Source organism: Pseudomonas sp. GQ91 (assembly GCF_059758795.1).
The window spans coordinates 52,672-75,160 of sequence record NZ_JCAXED010000003.1; the positions used below are offsets into that span (position 1 = coordinate 52,672).

Consider the following 22,489-nt stretch of genomic DNA (forward strand, 5'->3'; position numbering starts at 1 on the left):
GTTTTAACGCGGTGCCCTGGCGTTCTTCGCGAGCAAGCTCGCTCCTACAGAAAAGCAACAAGGTTTACCCTTCTATCAGTATTACCAATATTGTCAGAGTTTTACGTTGAGCCCCGACAGGTGTCTGAGTATAATGGCGCGCTTCCATTTTCCCGCTCGGGAGCCCCCGCGATGCTGCGTATCAGCCAAGAAGCTCTGACATTCGACGACATTCTCCTAGTGCCCGGTTATTCCGAGGTACTTCCTAACGAAGTCAGTCTCAAGACCCGCCTAACCCGTGGCATCGAGCTGAATATTCCCCTGGTTTCTGCCGCCATGGACACCGTTACTGAAGCCCGTCTGGCAATCGCCATGGCTCAGGAAGGTGGCATCGGCATTATCCACAAGAACATGACCATCGAGCAGCAAGCTGCCGAAGTGCGCAAGGTCAAGCGTTACGAAGCTGGCGTGGTCAAGGACCCGATCACCATCGACGCTGAAGCGACCGTGCGTGACCTGTTCGAACTCACTCGCATGCACAATATTTCCGGCGTTCCGGTGCTGCACGATGGCGACCTGGTCGGCATCGTCACTTCCCGTGACGTGCGTTTCGAGAACCGCCTTGAAGTCACCGTCCGTGAAGTGATGACGCCTAAAGAGCGTCTGGTCACCGTCAAGGAAGGCGCCGACAAGAACGACGTTCGCGAACTGCTGCACAAACACCGTATCGAACGCGTGCTGATCGTCGACGAGAAATTTGCCCTCAAAGGCATGATGACCGTCAACGACATCGAAAAAGCCAAGGCCTACCCGCTGGCGAGCAAGGACGACCAAGGTCGCCTGCGTGTCGGCGCTGCCGTCGGTACCGGTAAAGACACCGGTGACCGCGTCACGGCGCTGGTGGCTGCCGGGGTCGACGTGGTCGTGGTCGACACTGCCCACGGTCACTCCAAAGGCGTGATCGACCGTGTTCGTTGGGTCAAAGAGAAATTCCCTGAAGTACAAGTGATCGGTGGCAACATTGCTACCGGCGCTGCTGCCAAGGCCCTGGCCGAGGCGGGCGCGGACGCGGTCAAGGTCGGTATCGGCCCGGGCTCGATCTGCACCACCCGTATCGTTGCCGGTGTCGGCGTGCCGCAAATCAGCGCCATCGCCAATGTCGCCGCGGCCCTTGAAGGCACCGGCGTACCGTTGATCGCCGACGGTGGTATCCGTTTCTCCGGTGACCTGTCCAAGGCCATCGTTGCCGGTGCATCCTGCGTGATGATGGGTTCGATGTTCGCCGGTACCGAAGAAGCTCCGGGCGAGATCGAGCTGTTCCAGGGCCGGTCCTACAAGGCTTACCGTGGCATGGGTTCGCTGGGCGCCATGTCCCAGGCTCAAGGTTCCTCCGACCGTTACTTCCAGGACTCCTCGGCAGGCGCCGAGAAACTCGTTCCGGAAGGTATCGAGGGGCGTGTCCCTTACAAGGGCACCCTGAGCGCCATCATCCATCAGCTGATGGGCGGCCTGCGCTCCTCGATGGGCTACACCGGCAGCGCCAACATCGAAGAAATGCGCACCAAGCCTGAGTTCGTGCGGATCACCGGTGCCGGCATGGCCGAATCCCACGTGCATGACGTGCAGATCACCAAGGAAGCGCCAAACTACCGCGTAGGTTGAGCCTTCCAGCAAAATGTTAAGTAACCGGGGCTGTCTTATTCAGCCCCGAGTTGTTTCTGATTCATTAGACGAGACTGATCTCATGGCCCTCGACATTCACGCCCACCGCATCCTGATCCTCGATTTCGGTTCCCAGTACACTCAGCTGATCGCCCGCCGCGTGCGTGAAATCGGCGTGTACTGCGAACTGCATCCGTTCGACATGGACGACGAAGCGATTCGCGAATTCGCTCCAAAAGGCGTCATCCTCGCCGGCGGCCCCGAGTCCGTACACGAAGCCAACAGCCCGCGTTGCCCACAGGCAGTATTTGACCTCGGCGTACCGGTCTTCGGTATCTGCTACGGCATGCAGACCATGGCCGAGCAACTGGGCGGCAAGGTCGAAGGTTCCGAGCTGCGTGAATTCGGTTATGCCCGCGTCGACGTGGTCGGCAAAAGCCGCCTGCTGGACGGCATCGAAGATCACATCGACGCCGACGGCCTGTTCGGTCTCGACGTGTGGATGAGCCACGGTGACAAAGTCACCAAAATGCCGGCGGACTTCCACATCCTGGCCAGCACCCCGAGTTGCCCGATTGCCGGCATGTTCAGCGACGAGCGTCGTTACTATGGTGTGCAGTTCCACCCGGAAGTGACCCACACCAAGCAAGGGGGGCGCATCCTGTCGCGCTTCGTCCTCGATATCTGCGAGTGTGAAGCCCTGTGGACCCCGTCGAAAATCGCTGAAGACGCCATCGCCAATGTGCGTGCCCAGGTCGGCACCGACAACGTCCTGCTCGGCCTCTCCGGCGGCGTTGACTCCTCGGTGGTCGCGGCGCTGCTGCACAAGGCCATTGGTGATCAACTGACCTGTGTGTTCGTCGACAACGGCCTGTTGCGCCTGCACGAAGGTGAGCAGGTGATGGCCATGTTCGCCGAGAACATGGGCGTCAAGGTGATCCGCGCCAACGCCGAGGAGCAGTTTCTCAACAACCTGGCCGGCGAGTCCGACCCGGAGAAGAAGCGCAAGATCATCGGTCGTACCTTCATCGACGTCTTCGATGCCCAGTCCAACAAGCTGGACAACATCAAGTACCTCGCCCAAGGCACTATCTACCCTGACGTGATCGAGTCGGCCGGCGCCAAGAGCGGCAAGGCCCACGTGATCAAGTCCCACCACAACGTGGGTGGCCTGCCTGAGGAAATGAACCTCAAGCTGGTAGAACCGTTGCGCGAGCTGTTCAAGGACGAAGTCCGCCGTCTGGGTCTGGAACTCGGCCTGCCGTACGACATGGTCTACCGCCACCCATTCCCGGGCCCGGGCCTGGGCGTGCGGATCCTCGGTGAAGTGAAAAAGGAATACGCTGACCTGCTGCGTCGCGCCGACCACATCTTCATCGAAGAACTGCGCAAGGCCGACTGGTACCACAAGGTGAGCCAGGCCTTCGTGGTGTTCCAGCCGGTCAAGTCGGTCGGTGTCGTGGGTGATGGCCGTCGCTACGCCTGGGTCGTGGCCCTGCGCGCCGTGGAAACCATCGACTTCATGACCGCCCGTTGGGCACACCTGCCGTACGAACTGCTGGAAACCGTCAGCGGCCGTATCATCAATGAAATCGAAGGCATCTCGCGCGTGACCTATGACGTGTCGAGCAAGCCGCCGGCGACGATCGAGTGGGAGTGATCCTGCGCCAGCAGGTGAACGCTGAATAACAGAACCCCGGCCTTTGAGCCGGGGTTTTGTATTTTGTGAGTCGGTAAATCAAACGTCACCGTTCAAAGTGTGGGAGCGGGCTTGCTCCCACATTTTTGATCTTCGCGTGGCCTTATCGCCGTGCAATATCCGAAAAGTAAAACTTATCCAGCGTATGCCGCGATTCGGTGTACTCGAATTGTCGCCCGTCCTGCAAAAACGTCTGGTTGCTGACCACGATCACATGGCTCTGGCCGTCGAGGTCGAGGTGTGCCTGATCGTCCTTGCCTCGGGGCAAGGCTTCGATGGTGCGTTGGGCGTAGCTGATGTGCAGGTGCAACGTTTGTTCGATGAATGCGTAGATCGACTGCTCGGCAATCGTCTGGTCCAGCCCCGGGATCAGGTCGGCGACGAAGTGGTTGATGTCGAGAATCACCCGTTTGCCACCGATGCGTCGTACCCGTTTGATCCGGGTGATCAAACTGCCGGGTGCGGCTTCGATATGTTCCAGCAATGAACCTTCAAGGGGGAACTGGCTGAAATCCACCACTTCGGTGCGCACGTCATCCCCGAGGTCGGCGTGGGTCTCGAGAAAGCTGACGATCCCGCCGAGCTGGAATTCGATGGGGTTGGGTGACAGCACAAAAGTGCCCTTGCCATGGATTTTTTGCGCAAAGCCGCGCTCCTGCAACTGCTCGATGGCTCGACGCACGGTGCCACGGCTGGCCTGGTAGGCGTCCATCAGTTCGGTTTCGGAGGGAAGGCGCGTGCCGCGTTGCAGGCGTTCGGTGGTGATGCTGGCAAGCAGATCGGTATAGATCTGGTTGTATTTGCTCATGGGGGAGGGCTCTGTGCAGCGTTTGCATTCAAGGCAGGAACCTTAGTGGCAGAGGTGGGGTTTGTCCATCGGGCCCTTGGATATCGCCAATCGCGGCAGGGGCGAGTTTGCTGCGAAAAATCTGACATCCTGCGGCACTCTCGGGTTTTTCGCGAGCAAGCTCGCTCCTACAAGTGGTCAATAAAATAAACAAATTGTAACTCGTCTATACGAGTTGTTGATTTAACTCGTACAGACGAGTACTTTGCTCCTCGGCGTGCTGTCAATGACTGCCCTCAATAACAAAAAAACCAAGTGGAATATCAAGCATGAGCCACGACTACCCGAACATTGCCCGCGAGATTCTCCGCAGTCTCGGCGGCAGCGACAACCTTGAGCAAGCTGCCCACTGCGTGACCCGTCTGCGCCTGGCCCTCAAGGACCCAGGCCTGGTCAGGAATGCCGAATTGAGTCAGGTCGACCTGGTCAAGGGCTCGTTTTTTACCGGCGGGCTGTTTCAGATCGTGATCGGCCCCGGCGAGGTGGAAAAGGTCTATGCCGCGTTGCGGGCAGAGACGGGCCTGGCCGCATCGACCATTGCCGACGTGAAGCAGAAGGGCGCGGATAAAACCAATCCCATGCAACGGCTGGTGCGGGTGTTTTCCGATGTGTTCATGCCGATCCTGCCGGCGCTGATCATTGCCGGCCTGCTCATGGGGGTGAACAATCTGATGGGCGCCAAAGGCATGTTTATCGAGGGGCAGACGCTGCTGGAAGCCTATCCAAACCTGGAGGGCCTGTGGAGCCTGATCAACCTGATGGCCAACACTTCGTTCGTGTTCCTGCCCGCGTTGGTGGGCTGGTCGGCGGCCAAGCGTTTTGGCGGTAGTGAAATCCTTGGCATCGTCCTCGGCCTGATGCTGGTGCACCCGGATCTGCTCAACGCCTGGAACTATGGCAAGGCGGTCGCCGGTCTCGACGGCCAGAGCTTGCCGTACTTCGATATCCTGGGCTGGTTCCAGATTGAAAAGGTCGGCTATCAAGGGCAAATCCTGCCGATCCTGATGGCCGCCTACGTCATGAGCGTCATTGAGAAATGGCTGCGGGCGCGGGTGCCGAATGCGATTCAACTGCTGGTGGTGCCCATCACCACTATCGTCGTCACTGGCGTGCTGGCGCTGGCGATTATCGGCCCGGTGACCCGGCACCTGGGCATTCTGATCACCGAAGGCGTGGTCACGCTGTTCGACCTGGCGCCGATGCTTGGCGGCGCGATTTTCGGCCTGTTGTATGCGCCGTTGGTGATCACCGGCATGCACCACATGTTTCTCGCCGTGGACCTGCAACTGATCTCCACCCAGGGCGGCACTTTTATCTGGCCAATGATCGTGATGTCCAACCTGGCCCAGGGCAGCGCCGCGCTCGGCGTGTTCTACATGAGCCGCAACGCCCGGGACAGAAGCATGGCCTCGACGTCGGCGATTTCCTCTTATTTCGGCATCACTGAACCGGCGATGTTCGGCGTCAATCTGCGCTTCAAGTTTCCCTTCTATGCGGCCCTGCTGGGCTCGGCGCTGGGCAGTATTTTCCTGTCGCTGAACAAGGTCCAGGCCTCGGCGATCGGCGTCGGTGGCTTGCCCGGTTTCATTTCGATCGTGCCCCATGCCATCCCGATGTTTGTGATTGGCATGGTGGTGGCGATGGTCGTGCCGTTTGTCTTGACCTGTGCGTTGAGCATGAAAATCGTTCGGCCGGGGTATCGGGTCGCCTGATCCATTGCTATCGCGAGCAAGCCCGCTCCCACATTTTCAAATGCATTCCAGCCTGTGGGAGCGGGCTTGCTCGCGAAGGGGCCCTCAAGGCCAGCACACAACCCATTGAAGGAACCCACCATGCAAGACTGGCAACATTCGGTGATCTACCAGATCTACCCAAAAAGCTTCCACAGCCACGCGGGTAACGCCACCGGTGATCTGCTGGGGATCGTCGACAAACTCGATTACCTGAAGTGGCTGGGCGTCGATTGCCTGTGGATCACGCCGTTCCTGCGCTCGCCACAACGCGACAACGGTTACGACATCAGTGATTACTACGCCATCGATCCCAGCTACGGGACCATGGCCGACTGTGACCTGCTGATCAGCGAAGCCGCCAAGCGCGGGATCAAGCTGATGCTCGACATCGTGGTCAATCACACCTCCATCGAGCACGCGTGGTTCCAGCAGGCGCGCAGCAGCCTCGACAATCCCTATCGCGATTTCTACATCTGGCGCGACCAACCGAATAACTGGGAATCCAAGTTCGGCGGCTCGGCCTGGGAATACGAAGCGCAAACCGGCCAGTACTTTCTGCACCTGTTCGATCACACCCAGGCCGACCTCAATTGGGACAACCCCAAGGTCCGCGCCGAGGTGTTCAAGATGATGCGCTTCTGGCGTGACAAGGGCGTCGGCGGTTTTCGCCTGGACGTGATCAACCTGATCTCCAAACCCGCGGACTTTCCCGAGGACAACACCGACGGCCGTCGCTTCTATACCGATGGCCCGAATGTTCACCAGTACCTGCAGGAAATGCACCGCGAAGTCTTTGCAGGGCATGACCTGATCAACGTGGGTGAGATGTCGTCCACCAGCCTGGAACACTGCGTTCGCTACTCGCGCCCCGAGTCGAAAGAACTGTCGATGACCTTCAACTTTCATCACCTGAAAGTCGATTACCCCAACCTGCAAAAGTGGGTGCGGGCGGACTTCGATTTCCAGCAGCTCAAGCGCATCTTTTCCGACTGGCAACTGGGCATGCAGGCGGGCGGCGGTTGGAATGCGTTGTTCTGGTGTAACCATGATCAACCGCGGGTGGTCTCGCGGTTTGGCGATGACGGCGAGTATCGCGTGGCCTCGGCGAAGATGCTGGCCACGGCGCTGCACTTTTTGCAGGGCACGCCTTTTGTCTACCAGGGCGAAGAGTTGGGCATGACCAATCCGGGCTTCGACAGGATCGAGCAGTACCGTGACGTCGAGACCTTGAACATTTACCGCCTCAAGCGCGATGCCGGCGAGTCCGAAGCCGACAACATGGCCGCGATCATGCAGAAATCGCGGGATAACGGGCGCACGCCAATGCAATGGAATGCCGACGACAACGCGGGTTTCAGCCGTGGCGAACCGTGGATCGGCATCCCGGCGAATGCGGCGCAGATCAATGTGCAAAGCCAGTTGGATGATCCCGAGTCGGTGCTGCATTACTACCGCGCGCTGATCGCGATGCGCCGCGTCGAGCCTCTGATTCAGGAGGGTGTGTATCGCCCATTACTGGCGAAGCACGCCCAGGTCTGGGCGTACCTGCGCGAAGGGCAGGGCGAACGCCTGCTGGTGTTGAACAATTTCTACGGCACGCAGTGTCAGGTCGAACTGCCCCGCGAGGTCATCGGCGAGACCACCGAACAACGCCTGCTGATCAGCAACTACCCCGACTGTCCGGCGCGCACGGTGCAGGTCTCGCTGCGCCCTTACGAATCCTTTGTGCTGCATCTGACCGACTGACATCCCCTTGTAGGAGCGAGCTTGCTCGCGAAAAACCTGAAAGCGCCGCGTGCATCCAGGATGCCCGCGTCATCGTTGACGATTTTCGCGAGCACGCTCGCTCCTACAAACATCGCGTCACAAACAATAAAAAGAAATGGAGCGCTTCATGAAAAAAATAATAAAGCTGGGCCTTCTTACTTCTAGCATGACGTTTGCCTTGGCCGCCCAGGCCCTGGAATTTTCCGGTTATCTGCGCAGTGGCGCGGGGACTTCAACGGGCAGTGGTCCGCAACAATGTTTCCAGTTGCCGGGCGCACAGACCAAATACCGCCTGGGCAACGAATGCGAACAGTATGGCGAGCTGGAGTTGCGCCAGGATCTGTTCACCCTTGACGACGGCTCGGTATTGAGCGTCGATGCCATGGCCTCGCTGTACAACAAGTACGACCGAGAGCTGAAGTTCCAGGGGGAAAACAACGGCTCGGCGCGCATGCCGCAGATGTATGCGCAGTGGTCGAACATGCCCAGCCTCAACGGCGGGTCGCTGTGGGCTGGTCGCCGCTACTACAAGCGTAATGACATTCATATCTCCGACTTTTACTACTGGAACCAGAGCGCCACCGGCGGTGGTATCGAAGACGTGCTGATTGGCGATTTGAAGTACAGCTACGCGCTGTCACGCAAGGACAATCTGTACCAGAAGGAATACGCCACCCGCCACGACTTCAATGTGGCCGGTTTCAAGACCAATCCCGGTGGCGAGCTGGAACTGGGTTTGAGCTACATCGAGAAAGCCGGTGGTCGCGACGCCAACAGCGGCTGGGCGCTCACCGCCCAGCACGTGCAGACGCCGTTCTTTGGCGGCAAGAACAAGTTCGCCTTGCAGTACGGTGAAGGGCCGGGCACGGGCCTGGGTTACACCGGCAATACGGCCCTGGACAAGAGCAGCAAAAGCTACCGCGCGGTGGAGTTTTTCGACTGGCAAGTGACGCCGCGATTGGGTGGTCAGGTCGAGGCGGTTTACCAGAAGGATATCCGCCCCGGTCGCCAGGACCAGACCTGGATTTCCCTGGGTGTGCGCCCGGCCTACGCCCTCACCGAGCAGTTCAAACTAGTCGCCGAGCTTGGTCACGATCAGGTCGATGCCAGCGGCGGCACCCGCAAGCTGAGCAAATTTACCTTCGCCCCGACCTGGTCGCCCAAGGGCCCAGCGTTCTGGGCGCGGCCGGAAATACGCGTGTATTACACCTACGCGGCCTGGAACGAAGCGGCCAAGCGTGCGGCCAATGAACTGGCGGCGGGCTCGGCATTGTCCGACACCGGTAGTTACGGCTCGGCGCGACATGGCTCGAACTTTGGTGTGCAGGTTGAGTACTGGTGGAAATAAATCCATGGGATCGAACACGGACCAATGTGGGAGCGGGCTTGCTCGCGATGGCGGCGTATGCGGCGATATATCTGTTGGCTGGCCCACCGCAATCGCGAGCAAGCCCGCTCCCACATTTGGATATTCGTCACCTTGGAATTTGCATCCGCCCTATGATTTTTACAGAACAACATAACAGGTGAAGTCATGACCACAACTCAAACCCTGGAACTGCTGGCGCCCCTGGCGGGGGTGTTGCTCCCGCTGGATCAGGTGCCGGACCCGGTATTTGCCAGTCGCATGATTGGCGATGGCGTGTGTATCGATCCGACCTCGCCAATCCTCTGCGCGCCGTTGGCCGGGGTGATCAGCAATATCCAGGACAGTGGGCATGCGGTGAGTGTCACTGCTGACAACGGTGTCCAGGTGCTGATGCATATCGGCCTGGACACCGTGAACCTGGCGGGCAAGGGTTTTACGCGACGGGTGAAGGAAGGACAGCGGGTCGAGGCCGGTCAGCCGTTGATCGAGTTTGACGCCGACTTTGTCGCACTCAATGCCCGCAGTTTGCTGACCTTGATGCTGGTGGTGAGCGGCGAGCCGTTTGCCCTGTTGGTCCCGGAGGCCGGACTGATTGCGGCCGGGCAATCGCTGTTGCGTGTGACGGCCGAGCCGGGCACGGTCGCGGATGAACAAGAGCAGGGTGAAGCGCTGTTTTCCAAGCCCGTGACGCTGCCCAATGCCAACGGCTTGCATGCGCGTCCGGCGGCTGTCTTTGCTCAGGCCGCCAAAGGTTTCAATGCGAGTATTTGCCTGCACAAACAGACCCAGAGCGCCAATGCCAAGTCGCTGGTAGCGCTCATGGCGCTGCAAACCGCACAGGGCGATATCGTGCAAGTGAGCGCGATTGGCGCGGATGCCGAGGTGGCCATCCAGGCGCTGGCAATGATGCTGGTCGAAGGCTGTGGCGAAACGCTGTCGGCTCAAGTTGACAGGCCTGAAGAGGTCGCGCCGGTATCCTCTGCGAGCGTCTTGCGTGGCGTTTGTGCGTCACCGGGGTCGGCGTTTGGCCAGGTGGTCCAGGTTGCGGAACCCGAGTTGAGCATCACCGAGGTCGGCAGGGGAGAAGCCACCGAGCGCGCTGCGCTGGAGCGTGCCCTGCTGCAGGCGACCGAAGCCCTGCAAGCTTTGCAGACCAAGACGGGCGGCGCCCAGGCGGAGATTTTTCGGGCCCACCAGGAACTGCTGGAAGATCCGACGTTGCTGGAACAGGCACATGCGGGGTTGGCTCACGGCAAGAGTGCGGCGTTTGCCTGGAAGCAGGCCACGGTCGCCACGGCGACGCTGTTTCAGGGACTGGGCAGTGCGCTGCTTGCCGAGCGCGCGGTCGATTTGGCGGATGTTGGCCAACGGGTGCTGAAGCTGATTCTCGGTATCAACGACAGTGTCTGGGACTTGCCGGAGCAGGCCATTCTTATCGCCGAGCAGCTGACCCCCTCACAAACCGCCAGTCTCGACACCCGCAAGGTGCTGGGGTTCGTCACCGTGGGCGGTGGCGCAACCAGCCATGTCGCGATCCTGGCCCGCGCCCTTGGCTTGCCGGCGATCTGCGGCGTGCCCGCTCAGGTATTGCACTTGGCCAAGGGCAAGCAGGTGCTGCTGGACGCCGACAAGGGAGAACTGCGCCTGGAGCCCGACTTGGCCGAAATCGAGCACTTCAAGGCTTCTCGGCAACAGCAGGTTTTACGCCGTCAGCGCGAGATGGAGCAGGCGCAGCGGGCCGCGATCACCCGCGACGGTCATCACGTCGAGGTGTCGGCCAACGTTGCTTCGTTGCAAGAAGTGGAGCAGGCCCTGTCCCTGGGTGGTGAAGGTGTCGGCTTGCTGCGTTCGGAGTTCCTCTACCTCGATCGCAACCGCGCGCCGAGCTCTGCTGAACAGGCCGCGACCTACTGCGCCATCGCCCGCGCCCTTGGCGGCGAGCGCAACCTGGTGGTGCGGACCCTGGATGTGGGCGGCGACAAGCCGCTGGGCTATGTGCCGATGGAGCGCGAAACCAACCCGTTCCTCGGTCTGCGCGGCATTCGCCTGTGCCTGGAGCGTCCAGAACTGTTGCGTGAACAGTTTCGCGCCATCCTGGGCAGCGCCGGTCTGGCCCGGCTGCACATCATGTTGCCAATGGTCAGCCTGCTCTCGGAGTTGCGCCTGGCGCGCAAGATGCTTGAAGAGGAAGCCCAGGCCTTGGGGCTCAAGGAACTGCCAAAGCTGGGAATCATGATTGAGGTGCCGTCGGCGGCGTTGATGGCCGATGTGTTTGCGCCGCATGTGGACTTCTTCTCTATCGGCACCAACGACCTGACCCAATACACCTTGGCCATGGACCGTGATCACCCGCGCCTGGCCAGTCAGGCCGACAGCTTTCATCCGGCCGTGCTGCGGTTGATTGCCACCACCGTCAAGGCCGCCCATGCCCATGGCAAATGGGTGGGGGTGTGTGGTGCCTTGGCTTCTGAAGCGCTGGCGGTACCGCTGTTGGTCGGGCTTGGCGTGGATGAGTTGTCCGTCAGCGTGCCGTTGATCCCGACCATCAAGGCCACGGTGCGCGAGCTGGACCTGGCTGACTGTCAATTGATCGCCCGTCAGGTGTTGGACCTGGAAGATGCCGCGCAAGTACGTGAGGCGTTGCGCCGATATCCGGCGATGGCCGTCGAAACCCCTTTGGTTGTGGAGAACTGAGTCATGTTCGAGAAATTGCAGCAGGCGTTCTGGAAAGCCCTGACGCCGGATTTGATTCTTGAAACACCGCCCACCGCCGCCGAGGCTGAAACATTGTTGGCGCCCGCTGTGCTGGCGGCGTTGGGTGGCGCGGGCAACCTTGAATCGCAACAGCGCGTGGCACTGACGCGGGTCCGGGTGCAACTGCAGGATGCGGGGCGCCTGGATGCGGCGGCGTTGAAGGCAGCAGGTATACCGGATGTGATGGTGCTGGAGGGTGGTGTCGTACATCTACTCACTGGTCTTTAGCCCAGTGGAGAGCAAAATGTGGGCGCGGCGGTGTCTTTAGAGAACGGTCTTTAGAGTGGCGGGGTGTCTTGCGCCGGCTTGGTCTTGTCCACGCCCGGCACATGCAGGGCGCCTTCAACCACCTGTTCGCCCTCCAGTTGCGGCTGGGTCACCCAGGTCAGGATGTCGTAGTAGCGGCGGATGTTGGCCACGAAATGCACGGGTTCACCGCCCCGGGCATAGCCGTAGCGGGTCTTGCTGTACCAGCGCTTCTGTGAAAGGCGTGGCAGCATTTTTTTCACGTCGAGCCACTTGTTGGGGTTCAGCCCTTCCTGCTTCGCCAGTTTGCGCGCGTCATCCAGATGACCGCCGCCAACGTTGTAGGCGGCGAGGGCGAACCAGGTGCGGTCGGGCTCCTCAATCTTGTCGTCCAGCTCATTCTTGATCATGGCGATGTATTTGGCGCCGCCCTTGATGCTCTGCCGGGCGTCGAGGCGATTGGACACGCCCATTGCCTGGGCGGTGTTCTGCGTCAGCATCATCAAGCCACGCACGCCGGTCTTCGAGGTGACTGTCGGTTGCCAGAGGGATTCCTGGTAGCCAATCGCAGCCAACAGTCGCCAGTCGACTTTTTCTTCCTTGGCCGAGGCCTTGAAGAACTTCTCGTACTTGGGCAAGCGCTGCTGCAGGTGTTGGGCGAAGGTATAGGCGCCGACATACCCGAGCACATCAACATGGCCGTAGTAGCGATCTTTCAGGCGTTGCAGGGTGCCGTTCTTTTCTACCTTATCCAGGTAGCTGTTGACCTCATCGAGCAGGCTGTTGTCCTCGCCCGGCGCCACGGCCCAGCTTTGATCGCTGGCGTCTCCCAGGTCAAAGGCGACGCGGACCTTGGGGAAGTACACCTGATTCATGGCGACTTCGTTGGAGTCCACCAGCGTCAGGTCGATCTGACCTTCATCGACCATGCGCAGCAAATCGACCACTTCAACAGCGTCGGACTCTTCGTATTCAATTGCGGGATTTTTCTGTTTCAGCGCGGCCAATTGTTCGGCATGGGTGCTGCCCTTGAGCACCATGATCTTTTTACCCACCAAGTCTGCCGCGCTGGTGGGGCGGGATTGGCCGTTGCGGTAGATGATCTGCGGGGTGACTTCCAGGTAGGGATGCGAGAAGCGCACTTGTTGCCGCCGCTGCTCGCTGCTGACCAGGCCCGCGGCGGCCAGTACCGGCCCGTTGGGTTTGCCTAAGCGGCTGAACAAGTCGTCGAGGTTATCGGCGGTCTGGATCTCGAGTGTTACCCCCAGGTCGTCGGCGAAGCGCTTGACCAGTTCGTATTCGAAACCGGTTTCGCCGTTACGGTCCTGGAAGTAGGTGGCCGGACTGTTCCGTGTGACCACCCGCAATACACCGTCCTCCTTGATTCGCTCTAGCGTGCTGGGCTTATCAACACAGGCGCTGAGCATCAGGAAGAGTCCGGTAGCGATGAGCCATTTGGCGCATCGCGGGCGCAAAGCAGTCGGGAAGAACATCTGCGCAGTATACGCAAAGGACCCTCGGCGCCATATCTCGACAGCACGGGTCTTGTCTGGTAGCACCCTTGAAACCGCGCTGGAAGCCTTGAAAACGGGGGTTGGGTGAAAAATATGACGATTAAAATAACTGTCCGCAATGGAGCGGATGCGGCCTCGATGGCGAGCTGATTCGGCCAACTGACGTTCGGCAGCGGCCAGCGGTGCCGTTTCGGGTGCCGTTGGCGATGGTTTACGCTAGAATGCACGGCCTCAAAGCACACCCCTTCCCGAGGCTGTCCCGAAGATGTTGATCCTGCGCGGCGCTCCTGCCCTTTCTGCCTTTCGCCACAGCAAACTCCTTGAGCAACTGAGCCAGAAGGTTCCAGCTGTTACTGGCCTGTATGCTGAATTTGCTCACTTCGCCGACGTCAACGGTGTCTTGACCGCCGACGAACAGCAAGTGCTGGCGCGCCTTCTGAAGTACGGTCCCAGCGTTCCAGTTCAAGAGCCCAGCGGCCGCTTGTTCCTGGTCCTGCCACGGTTCGGCACCATCTCGCCCTGGTCGAGCAAGGCCAGCGACATCGCCCGCAACTGCGGCCTGGAGAAAATCCAGCGTCTGGAACGTGGGATCGCCTTCTACGTCGCGGGCCAGTTCAGCGAAGCCGAGGCCGAGCTGCTCGCCAGCAGCCTGCATGACCGCATGACCCAGATCATTGTGAGCCAGCTGGAACAGGCTGCTGGCTTGTTCAGCCACGCCGAGCCCAAGCCGCTGACCGCGATCGACGTGCTGGGTGGCGGACGCGCCGCCCTCGAAAAGGCCAACACCGAGCTGGGCCTGGCCCTGGCGGAAGACGAGATCGACTATCTGGTCAACGCCTTCACCGGCCTGGCGCGCAATCCCCATGACATCGAACTGATGATGTTCGCCCAGGCGAACTCCGAGCATTGCCGTCACAAGATCTTCAACGCCAGTTGGGACATTGACGGCGAAAGCCAGGAAAAAAGCCTGTTCGGCATGATCAAGAACACCTACGTGATGCACAGCGAAGGCGTTCTGTCTGCTTATAAGGACAACGCCTCGGTCATCGTCGGTTCTGTCGCCGGCCGTTTCTTCCCGGACCCTGAAACCCGCCAGTACGGCGCGGTGCAGGAGCCGGTGCACATCCTGATGAAGGTTGAGACCCACAACCACCCGACCGCGATTGCCCCGTTCCCGGGCGCAGCCACAGGTTCCGGCGGTGAAATCCGTGACGAAGGTGCAACCGGCCGTGGCGCCAAGCCAAAGGCGGGTCTCACCGGCTTCACCGTGTCCAACCTGCAGATCCCGGGCTTCGAACAGCCGTGGGAAGTGCCGTACGGCAAGCCTGAGCGCATCGTCAACGCGCTGGACATCATGATCGAAGGCCCGCTGGGCGGCGCCGCGTTCAACAACGAATTCGGGCGTCCGGCGCTGACCGGCTACTTCCGTACCTTCGAACAGTCCATCACCACCCCGCGTGGCGATGAAGTGCGCGGCTACCACAAGCCGATCATGTTGGCCGGCGGCATGGGCAACATCCGTGAAGAACACGTCAAGAAAGGCGAGATTCTGGTCGGCTCCAAGCTGATCGTCCTCGGCGGCCCGGCGATGTTGATCGGCCTGGGCGGCGGCGCGGCTTCTTCGATGGCCACCGGCACCAGCTCGGCAGACCTGGATTTTGCTTCCGTGCAGCGCGAAAACCCCGAGATGGAACGCCGTTGCCAGGAAGTCATCGACCGTTGCTGGCAGTTGGGTGACAAGAACCCGATCAGCTTTATCCACGACGTCGGCGCCGGCGGTTTGTCCAACGCCTTCCCGGAACTGGTCAACGATGGCGAGCGTGGTGGCCGTTTCGAACTGCGCAACATTCCAAACGACGAGCCGGGCATGGCCCCGCACGAAATCTGGAGCAACGAATCCCAGGAACGCTACGTTCTGGCGGTCGGTCCTGAAGACTTCGCACGCTTCCAGGCCATCTGCGAACGCGAGCGTTGCCCGTTTGCCGTGGTCGGCGAAGCCACTGCCGAGCCGCAACTGACGGTCACCGACAGCCACTTCGGCAACAGCCCGGTGGACATGCCCCTCGAAGTGTTGCTGGGCAAGGCCCCGCGCATGCACCGTTCGGCGGTTCGCGAAGCCGAGTTGGGTGACGATTTCGACCCAGCGGCCCTGGAACTGGCCGACAGCATCGAGCGCGTGCTGCACCACCCGGCCGTTGCCAGCAAAAGCTTCCTGATCACCATCGGCGACCGCACCATCACCGGCCTCGTGGCCCGTGACCAGATGGTCGGCCCGTGGCAGGTTCCAGTGGCTGACGTTGCCGTCACCGCCACCAGTTTCGACGTCGATACTGGCGAAGCCATGGCCATGGGCGAGCGTACACCGCTGGCCCTGCTGGACGCACCGGCATCGGGGCGCATGGCTATTGGTGAAGTGCTGACCAACATCGCGGCGTCGCGCATCGGCAAGTTGTCCGATATCAAGCTGTCGGCCAACTGGATGTCCGCCGCCGGCCATCCTGGCGAAGACGCGCGTCTGTACGACACCGTGAAAGCCGTCGGCATGGAATTGTGCCCGGAGTTGGGGATCACCATCCCGGTGGGCAAGGACTCGATGTCCATGGCCACCCGCTGGAACGATGCAGGCCAGGACAAGAGCGTCACCTCGCCGCTGTCGCTGATCGTCACCGGCTTTGCCCCGGTCATCGATATCCGTCAGACCCTGACCCCGCAACTGCGCATGGACAAGGGCACCACCGACCTGATCCTGATCGACCTGGGTCGTGGCCAGAACCGGATGGGCGCCTCGATTCTCGCTCAGGTGCATGGCAAGCTTGGCAAGCACGCACCGGACGTCGATGACGCCGAAGACCTGAAAGCGTTCTTCGCCGTCATCCAGGGCCTCAACGCCGACGGCCACCTGCTGGCTTACCACGACCGTTCCGATGGTGGCTTGCTGACCAGTGTCGTAGAGATGGCGTTTGCCGGTCACTGCGGCCTGAATATCGTGCTCGACAGCGTTGCCGAAGATGCCGCCGAGATCAACGGCATCCTGTTCAACGAAGAATTGGGTGCGGTGATTCAGGTGCGCCAGGATGCGACGCCGGACGTACTTGCACAATTCAGTGCTGCCGGCCTGGACGATTGCGTGGCGGTGATCGGCCAGCCGATCAACAACGGTGAAGTCAATATCTCCTTCAACGGCGATACCGTATTTGCAGGCCAGCGCCGTCTGCTGCAACGCCAGTGGGCCGAGACCAGTTACCAGATCCAACGCTTGCGTGACAACGTCGACTGCGCCGAGCAGGAATTCGACGCGATCCTGGAAGAAGACAACCCTGGCCTGAGCACCATGCTCAGCTTCGACGTCAACCAGGACGTCGCCGCGCCTTACATCAAGAAAGGTATTCGCCCACAAGTTGCGGTACTGCGCGAGCAGGGCGTCAACGGCCAGGTGGAGATGGCGGCCGCGTTCGACCGTGCCGGCTTCAACGCGATCGACGTGCACATGAGCGATATTCTCGCCGGTCGCGTTGACCTCGACGAATTCAAGGGCCTGGTGGCCTGCGGTGGCTTCTCCTACGGTGACGTACTGGGTGCCGGTGAAGGCTGGGCCAAGTCGGCGCTGTTCAACAGCCGCGCGCGTGACGCGTTCCAGGGCTTCTTCGAACGCAACGACAGTTTCACCCTGGGCGTGTGCAACGGTTGCCAGATGATGTCCAACCTCAGCGAATTGATCCCGGGCAGCGAGTTCTGGCCGCACTTCGTGCGTAACCGTTCCGAGCAGTTCGAAGCCCGTGTCGCCATGGTGCAGGTGCAGGAATCGAATTCGATCTTCCTGCAAGGCATGGCCGGTTCGCGCATGCCCATCGCCATCGCCCATGGTGAAGGCCATGCCGAGTTCGAGAGCGAAGAAGCCCTGCTGGAAGCCGACCTGTCCGGCACCGTGGCCCTGCGTTTCGTCGACAATCATGGCAAGGTCACCGAGACCTATCCGGCTAACCCCAACGGCTCGCCACGCGGTATCACCGGCCTTACCAGCCGCGACGGTCGCGTGACCATCATGATGCCGCACCCGGAGCGGGTCTTCCGCGCGGTGCAGAACTCGTGGCGGCCGGAAGAGTGGAACGAGGACGGCGCGTGGATGCGCATGTTCCGCAACGCTCGCGTGTGGGTGAACTAAGGCGATGTACAAGCTGGCCTTCTTTGTGCCCGACAGCCATGTCGAAACGGTGAAAACAGCCGTCTTCGAAGCGGGCGGCGGGCGCATCGGCGACTACGAGTGCTGCGCCTGGCAAGTGCTGGGCCAGGGCCAGTTCCGCGCGCTGGACGGCAGCCAGCCGTTTATCGGGCAGGTGGGCCAGGTCGAAGTGGTTGAAGAATGGAAGGTTGAGCTGGTGGTGGCGGATGAGTTGATTGTGGCTGTTGTGGCTGCGCTCAAACTCAGCCATCCGTATGAAACACCGGCGTATGAAGTGTGGCAGTTGGCGAATTTCTGATTCGTCGGCTGTAAAAACAGGAAACCCGCTGGCCAGTTTGGTCAGCGGGTTTTTTGTTGGCTTTGAGGCCTCATCGCGAGCAAGCCCGCTCCCACATTTTGAACTGTGAATACCCTCAAATGTGGGAGCGGGCTTGCTCGCGAATGGCCATAAAAGCCAGCACACCTTTAAACCCCGGCGCTGACCTCGCGGCCATTGACCAACCGCTCCATCGCCTCACCCAATCCCGTAGCCTTGTCGCCAATCAACAGATGCCAGACGCCGCTTTCCAGCGAACTCACACCCTGGCATCCGAGCGCTGTCAGTTGAGGTTCCGACACCACCGACCCATCCCCCAATTCCACGCGCAACCGCGTCATGGCCACCGCTTCCAACTGGCGTACATTCGCGCGGCCGCCCAGGGCGCTCAGCCATTTTTCCGCTTCCTGCAGATTGACCGCCGTTGGTTTATCCACAGGCGCGACCGGCCCAGGTGTTGCCTCGACAAAGGAGGGCATCGCCAGTCGAATCTCATCGGCAATGCTGTCGGCCATCGGCCCGACCACCACCTGCAGACTGCCGCCATTGCCCGGGCGCACCACCGCCATTGCGCCCAGCGCTTTGAGCTCGGCATCCACCGCCTTGTTACGGTCGCGCATGTCCAGGCGCAGGCGCGTGGTGCAGGCGCCGACGCTGAGCAAGTTGTCGGCGCCGCCCAATGCACGGATATACGCAGAGGCGCGCTGGTTGTCGGTCATGACCTCGGCGTGCGCGACCTGGACGTCTTCGCGTCCGGGTGTCTTCAAGTTGAAGCGACGGATACAGAAGTTGAACACCGTGTAGTAGATCGCCGCATAAGCCAGGCCTACCGGCAGCACCCGCCAGCCATTGGTCGACTTGCCCCAACCGAGCACCATGTCGATAAATCCGCCGGAGAAGGTAAAGCCGAGGTGGATGTCCAGCAGGTTGGTCACGGCCATCGACAGGCCGGTCAACAGCGCGTGCAGCAAATACAGGAAAGGCGCGAGGAACATGAAGGCAAATTCGATGGGTTCGGTGACCCCGGTGAGGAACGACGTCAGGGCCATCGACAGGAAAATCCCGCCCATGATCTTGCGCCGTTCCGGCAAGGCGTTGCGGTACATCGCCAGGCACGCCGCCGGCAGGCCGAACAACATCACCGGGAACATCCCGGTCATGAACTGGCCGCCGTTGGGGTCGCCGGCGAAGTAGCGGGTCAGGTCGCCAGTGACCACCGCGCCGGTCACCGGATCAGTGAAGCTGCCGAAGACAAACCACGCCATATTGTTGAGGATGTGGTGCAGGCCGGTGACGATCAGCAGGCGGTTGAACACGCCAAACACGAACGCGCCGAGACTGCCGCTTTCCATCAGCAAGGCGCCAAAGCTGTTGATGCCGTGCTGGACCGGTGGCCAGATCAGGCCAAAGATCACGCCCAGGCCGACAGCGGTAAAACCGGTGACTATCGGCACAAATCGTCGTCCACCAAAGAACGCCAGGTACTCCGGCAGCTTGATGTCCTTGAAGCGGTTGTACAGCGCGCCGGCCATCAGGCCGCTGACGATCCCGGCGAGCATGCCCATGTTGATGGTGCTGTCCATCACCTTGAGGGTCGAGATCATCACCAGGTAACCAATGGCACCGGCGAGGCCGGCGGTGCCGTTGTTGTCGCGGGCGAAACCCACGGCGATACCGATGGCGAAAATCAGCGCCAGGTTGGCGAAGATCGCCTGCCCGGCATCGTGCATCACGGCGATGTTCAGCAGGTCGGTATCGCCCAGGCGCAGCAAGAGGCCGGCGATCGGCAGGATCGCGATCGGCAGCATCAGCGCACGGCCGAGGCGTTGCAGGCCTTCGATAAAGTGTTGGTACATGGCGTGTCTCCTTTTTTCTTGTTGTTGTCAGCTCAGCGGCCAATGGTGATGACAGGCTTGGCGAACGGCCTGGGCGCTGCTCAGGTTGAGCAGGTCTTGGCTCAGTTGCCGGCATTGCGCGGCATCCAGATGGCGCACGCGGTCTTTGATTTCGGCAATTTGCGGCGGGCTGACGGACAGCTCGCTGACCCCCAGGCCGATCAGCGCCGGTGTCGCCAGCGGGTCGGACGCCAGCGCGCCGCAGACACCCACCCAACGCCCGTGTTTGGCGGCTCCACTGCAGGTCTGGGCGATCAGTCGCAGCAGTGCCGGGTGCAAGGCATCGACTCGAGCGGCGAGGCCCGCGTGGTCGCGGTCCATCGCCAGGGTGTATTGGGACAGGTCATTGGTGCCGATGGACAGGAAGTCCGCGTGTTCGGCCAATTGTTCGGCCATCAACGCCGCGGCGGGGACTTCGATCATCACCCCCAGCTCCGGGCGTTGACTCAGTTCCAGCTCGACGCACAACTGGTCCAGGCGCTGGCGGATGTGCAGTAATTCGTCGACTTCGCTGACCATCGGCAGCAGGATCCGGCAACGTTGCAACGGGCTGACCTGAAGCAGGGCGCGCAGTTGCTGGTCGAGCAGTTCGGGACGCACCTGTGCCATGCGAATGCCGCGCAAGCCCAGCACCGGGTTGGCCTCAACGGGCAATGGCAAGTAGTCCAGTTGCTTGTCACCGCCGACGTCGATGGTGCGGATGATCACCGGCTTGTCGCCCATGGCATCCAGTACCGCCTGGTAAGCCTGGCGTTGCTCCTGTTCATCGGGTGCGGTGCGACGGTCGACAAATAAAAACTCGGTGCGCAGCAAGCCGACACCATCCGCGCCGTTGGCAAAGGCGAGCAGCGCCTCGTTGCTGGACGCGACGTTCGCGGCCACTTCAATACCCAGCCCGTCGAGGGTGCGCGCGCGCGCCTGGGCCTGCGCTTGTTGCTGCTGGCGCTTGAGTTGCTGCGCCTGGCGAATCTGCTGGACCTCGGCGTGGCGTGCTTCGCTGGGTGTCAGTTCCAGGCGGCCGTTGCTGGCGTCCAGTACCACGCGCTGGCCTTGCGGCACTTCCAGCACCTCCCCGCCCAGTGCAACCACGCAGGGTAAACCTTTGCCTCGGGCAAGAATCGCCACATGGGACGTCGCGCCGCCTTCGGCCATGCAGATACCGACGGCCTGCTGCTCGCTCAGTTGCAGCAGGTCGGAGGGGGTCAATTCATGCGCGACGGCGATGGCGCCCGCGGGCAACTCGAAGTGCCAGGCCTCACCCAACAGTGCACGCAGCACCCGTTGCTGCAGGTCCCGCAGGTCGTTGGTACGTTCGGCAAACAAGGGTTTGCCCAAGTCCAGCAACACCGTGCATTGAGCCTGGATCGCATCGCGCCAGGCATGGGTGGCGGCGCTGCCTTGTTCGATGGCGCGGGTGGCGCTTTCCAGCAGTGTGGGGTCTTCCAGCAGCGCCAGGTGCGCGGCGAAAATCTGTTCTTCTTCCTCGTCCTTGCGTCGACGTGCCTGGTTCAACGTGTCGCGGATTTCGCCACGGACCTGCTCCAGGGCAACGTCCAGATGCTGCAACTGTTCGTCGACCGCGTGATTGCGCGGGTCGGCTGGCAACTCAATCCCGTTCAGCCGGAACAAGGGCCCGCAGACCAGTCCTGGCGCGGCGCAGACGCCTTGCAACACCCCTGCTTCGGCGGGGGCGCGACGTGGGGCAACGGCCACTGGCGCGGGGGCAGCCTCGTGGACAGGCACAGACAGCGCACCGAGCAGGGCTTGCAAGGCCGCTTCGCAATCCATGCCACGGCAACTGACCTGTACCTCGTCCTGCTCGCCGATGCCCAGTCCCATCAGCCCGGTCAGGCTGTCACAGGAGGCCGACTTGCCGGCGAAATGCAGGTGCGACTGGCTGCTGAAGTCTTGAGCCGTCTTGCGGATCAGCGCAGCGGGACGCGCATGCAGGCCACCACGGTGAGTGATGCGAATGCTGGCGCTGGCTTCACTGCTGGCGTGGTCGACGGGCAGCGCCGCTGTGGCCGAGGTGCTGCGTGGCGAGATGTGCACCAGCGGCTCACCGAGCTTTACCGTCTGCAGGTTGATCGGCCGCAGTTCGAAGTGCTCGCCGTTGGTCAGGATGATCAGGCTGATAAGGCTTTTGCACTGACGGGCGATGCGGTCCAGGTCAAAGCGTACCAAGGCCTGGCCGTTGCCGACCCGCGCGCCTTTTTCGACCAGCAAGGCAAAGCCTTCGCCATTCAGTTCGACCGTATCGATGCCCACATGCAAGAGGATTTCGGCCCCGTTGTCGGCGCGAATGGTCAGCGCATGTCCGGTGCGGGCGACATGCATCACCGTGCCCGCGCACGGGGCGTACAGGCAATCGTTAAGCGGGTCGATGGCAATGCCATCGCCCATGGCGCCGCTGGCGAAGACGTCGTCCGGGACGTGGCCCAGCTTCAGCACGGGTCCACTCAAGGGCGCACTGAGGGTGAGGTGGTTTTTATTGTTCGGCATGGGCACGGTTCTCATCAGGAAATCGC

The 22,489-nt window shown here is 61.2% G+C and carries 13 protein-coding genes; 9 read left to right on the forward strand and 4 right to left on the reverse strand.

Annotation, left to right across the window (positions count from 1 at the left end):
- Positions 1-171: 171 nt before the first annotated feature.
- Both guaB and guaA read left to right on the forward strand, forming a co-directional pair.
- Positions 172-1,641 (forward strand): IMP dehydrogenase, encoded by a 1,470-nt coding sequence (gene guaB, locus AC6CIA_RS05075; protein WP_339531688.1) that lies wholly within the window; start codon positions 172-174, stop codon positions 1,639-1,641.
- 82 nt (positions 1,642-1,723) lie between these two features.
- Positions 1,724-3,301 carry a glutamine-hydrolyzing GMP synthase gene (gene guaA / locus AC6CIA_RS05080; protein ID WP_498310892.1) on the forward strand — a complete coding sequence of 526 codons (1,578 nt, stop codon included), beginning with the start codon at positions 1,724-1,726 and terminating at the stop codon, positions 3,299-3,301.
- A 142-nt stretch (positions 3,302-3,443) separates the two neighbouring features.
- On the opposite strand, the gene treR is transcribed toward guaA, so the two are convergent.
- On the reverse strand, positions 3,444-4,148 hold the full coding sequence (gene treR, locus AC6CIA_RS05085) for a trehalose operon repressor (protein ID WP_498310893.1): 705 nt from the start codon (positions 4,146-4,148) through the stop codon (positions 3,444-3,446).
- Between the two features lie 308 nt (positions 4,149-4,456).
- Here treR and treP point away from each other — a divergent pair, with 308 nt between their 5' ends.
- From treP to AC6CIA_RS05110, 5 genes are all read left to right on the forward strand, one after another.
- Entirely contained in the window at positions 4,457-5,899 is a 1,443-nt protein-coding gene (treP, locus tag AC6CIA_RS05090) for a PTS system trehalose-specific EIIBC component (protein ID WP_498310894.1), read from the forward strand.
- Positions 5,900-6,019: 120 nt separating this feature from the next.
- On the forward strand, positions 6,020-7,666 hold the full coding sequence (treC, locus tag AC6CIA_RS05095; protein WP_498310895.1) for an alpha,alpha-phosphotrehalase: 1,647 nt from the start codon (positions 6,020-6,022) through the stop codon (positions 7,664-7,666).
- 148 nt (positions 7,667-7,814) lie between these two features.
- Positions 7,815-9,035 (forward strand): maltoporin, encoded by a 1,221-nt coding sequence (locus tag AC6CIA_RS05100; RefSeq protein ID WP_498310897.1) that lies wholly within the window; start codon positions 7,815-7,817, stop codon positions 9,033-9,035.
- A 186-nt stretch (positions 9,036-9,221) separates the two neighbouring features.
- A complete protein-coding gene (ptsP, locus tag AC6CIA_RS05105; protein ID WP_498310898.1) occupies positions 9,222-11,750 on the forward strand; it encodes a phosphoenolpyruvate--protein phosphotransferase in 2,529 nt (842 codons plus the stop codon).
- Positions 11,751-11,753: 3 nt separating this feature from the next.
- A complete protein-coding gene (locus AC6CIA_RS05110; RefSeq protein ID WP_498310899.1) occupies positions 11,754-12,038 on the forward strand; it encodes a PTS sugar transporter subunit IIB in 285 nt (94 codons plus the stop codon).
- 50 nt (positions 12,039-12,088) lie between these two features.
- Here the strand turns inward: AC6CIA_RS05110 and mltF are convergent, their stop codons facing one another.
- Positions 12,089-13,549, reverse strand: coding sequence for a membrane-bound lytic murein transglycosylase MltF (gene mltF, locus AC6CIA_RS05115; protein ID WP_498310900.1), 1,461 nt, complete (start codon positions 13,547-13,549; stop codon positions 12,089-12,091).
- A 286-nt stretch (positions 13,550-13,835) separates the two neighbouring features.
- Here mltF and purL point away from each other — a divergent pair, with 286 nt between their 5' ends.
- Together purL and AC6CIA_RS05125 are read left to right on the forward strand one after the other, a co-directional pair.
- Entirely contained in the window at positions 13,836-17,732 is a 3,897-nt protein-coding gene (gene purL / locus AC6CIA_RS05120) for a phosphoribosylformylglycinamidine synthase (protein ID WP_498310901.1), read from the forward strand.
- A 4-nt stretch (positions 17,733-17,736) separates the two neighbouring features.
- Positions 17,737-18,048, forward strand: a complete 312-nt coding sequence (locus AC6CIA_RS05125) for an NGG1p interacting factor NIF3 (protein ID WP_498310902.1) — start codon at positions 17,737-17,739, stop codon at positions 18,046-18,048.
- Positions 18,049-18,215: 167 nt separating this feature from the next.
- On the opposite strand, the gene nagE is transcribed toward AC6CIA_RS05125, so the two are convergent.
- Both nagE and ptsP (AC6CIA_RS05135) read right to left on the reverse strand, forming a co-directional pair.
- On the reverse strand, positions 18,216-19,922 hold the full coding sequence (gene nagE, locus AC6CIA_RS05130) for an N-acetylglucosamine-specific PTS transporter subunit IIBC (RefSeq protein WP_498310903.1): 1,707 nt from the start codon (positions 19,920-19,922) through the stop codon (positions 18,216-18,218).
- A 27-nt stretch (positions 19,923-19,949) separates the two neighbouring features.
- A complete protein-coding gene (gene ptsP / locus AC6CIA_RS05135; RefSeq protein WP_498310904.1) occupies positions 19,950-22,463 on the reverse strand; it encodes a phosphoenolpyruvate--protein phosphotransferase in 2,514 nt (837 codons plus the stop codon).
- Between the last annotated feature and the right edge of the window lie 26 nt (positions 22,464-22,489).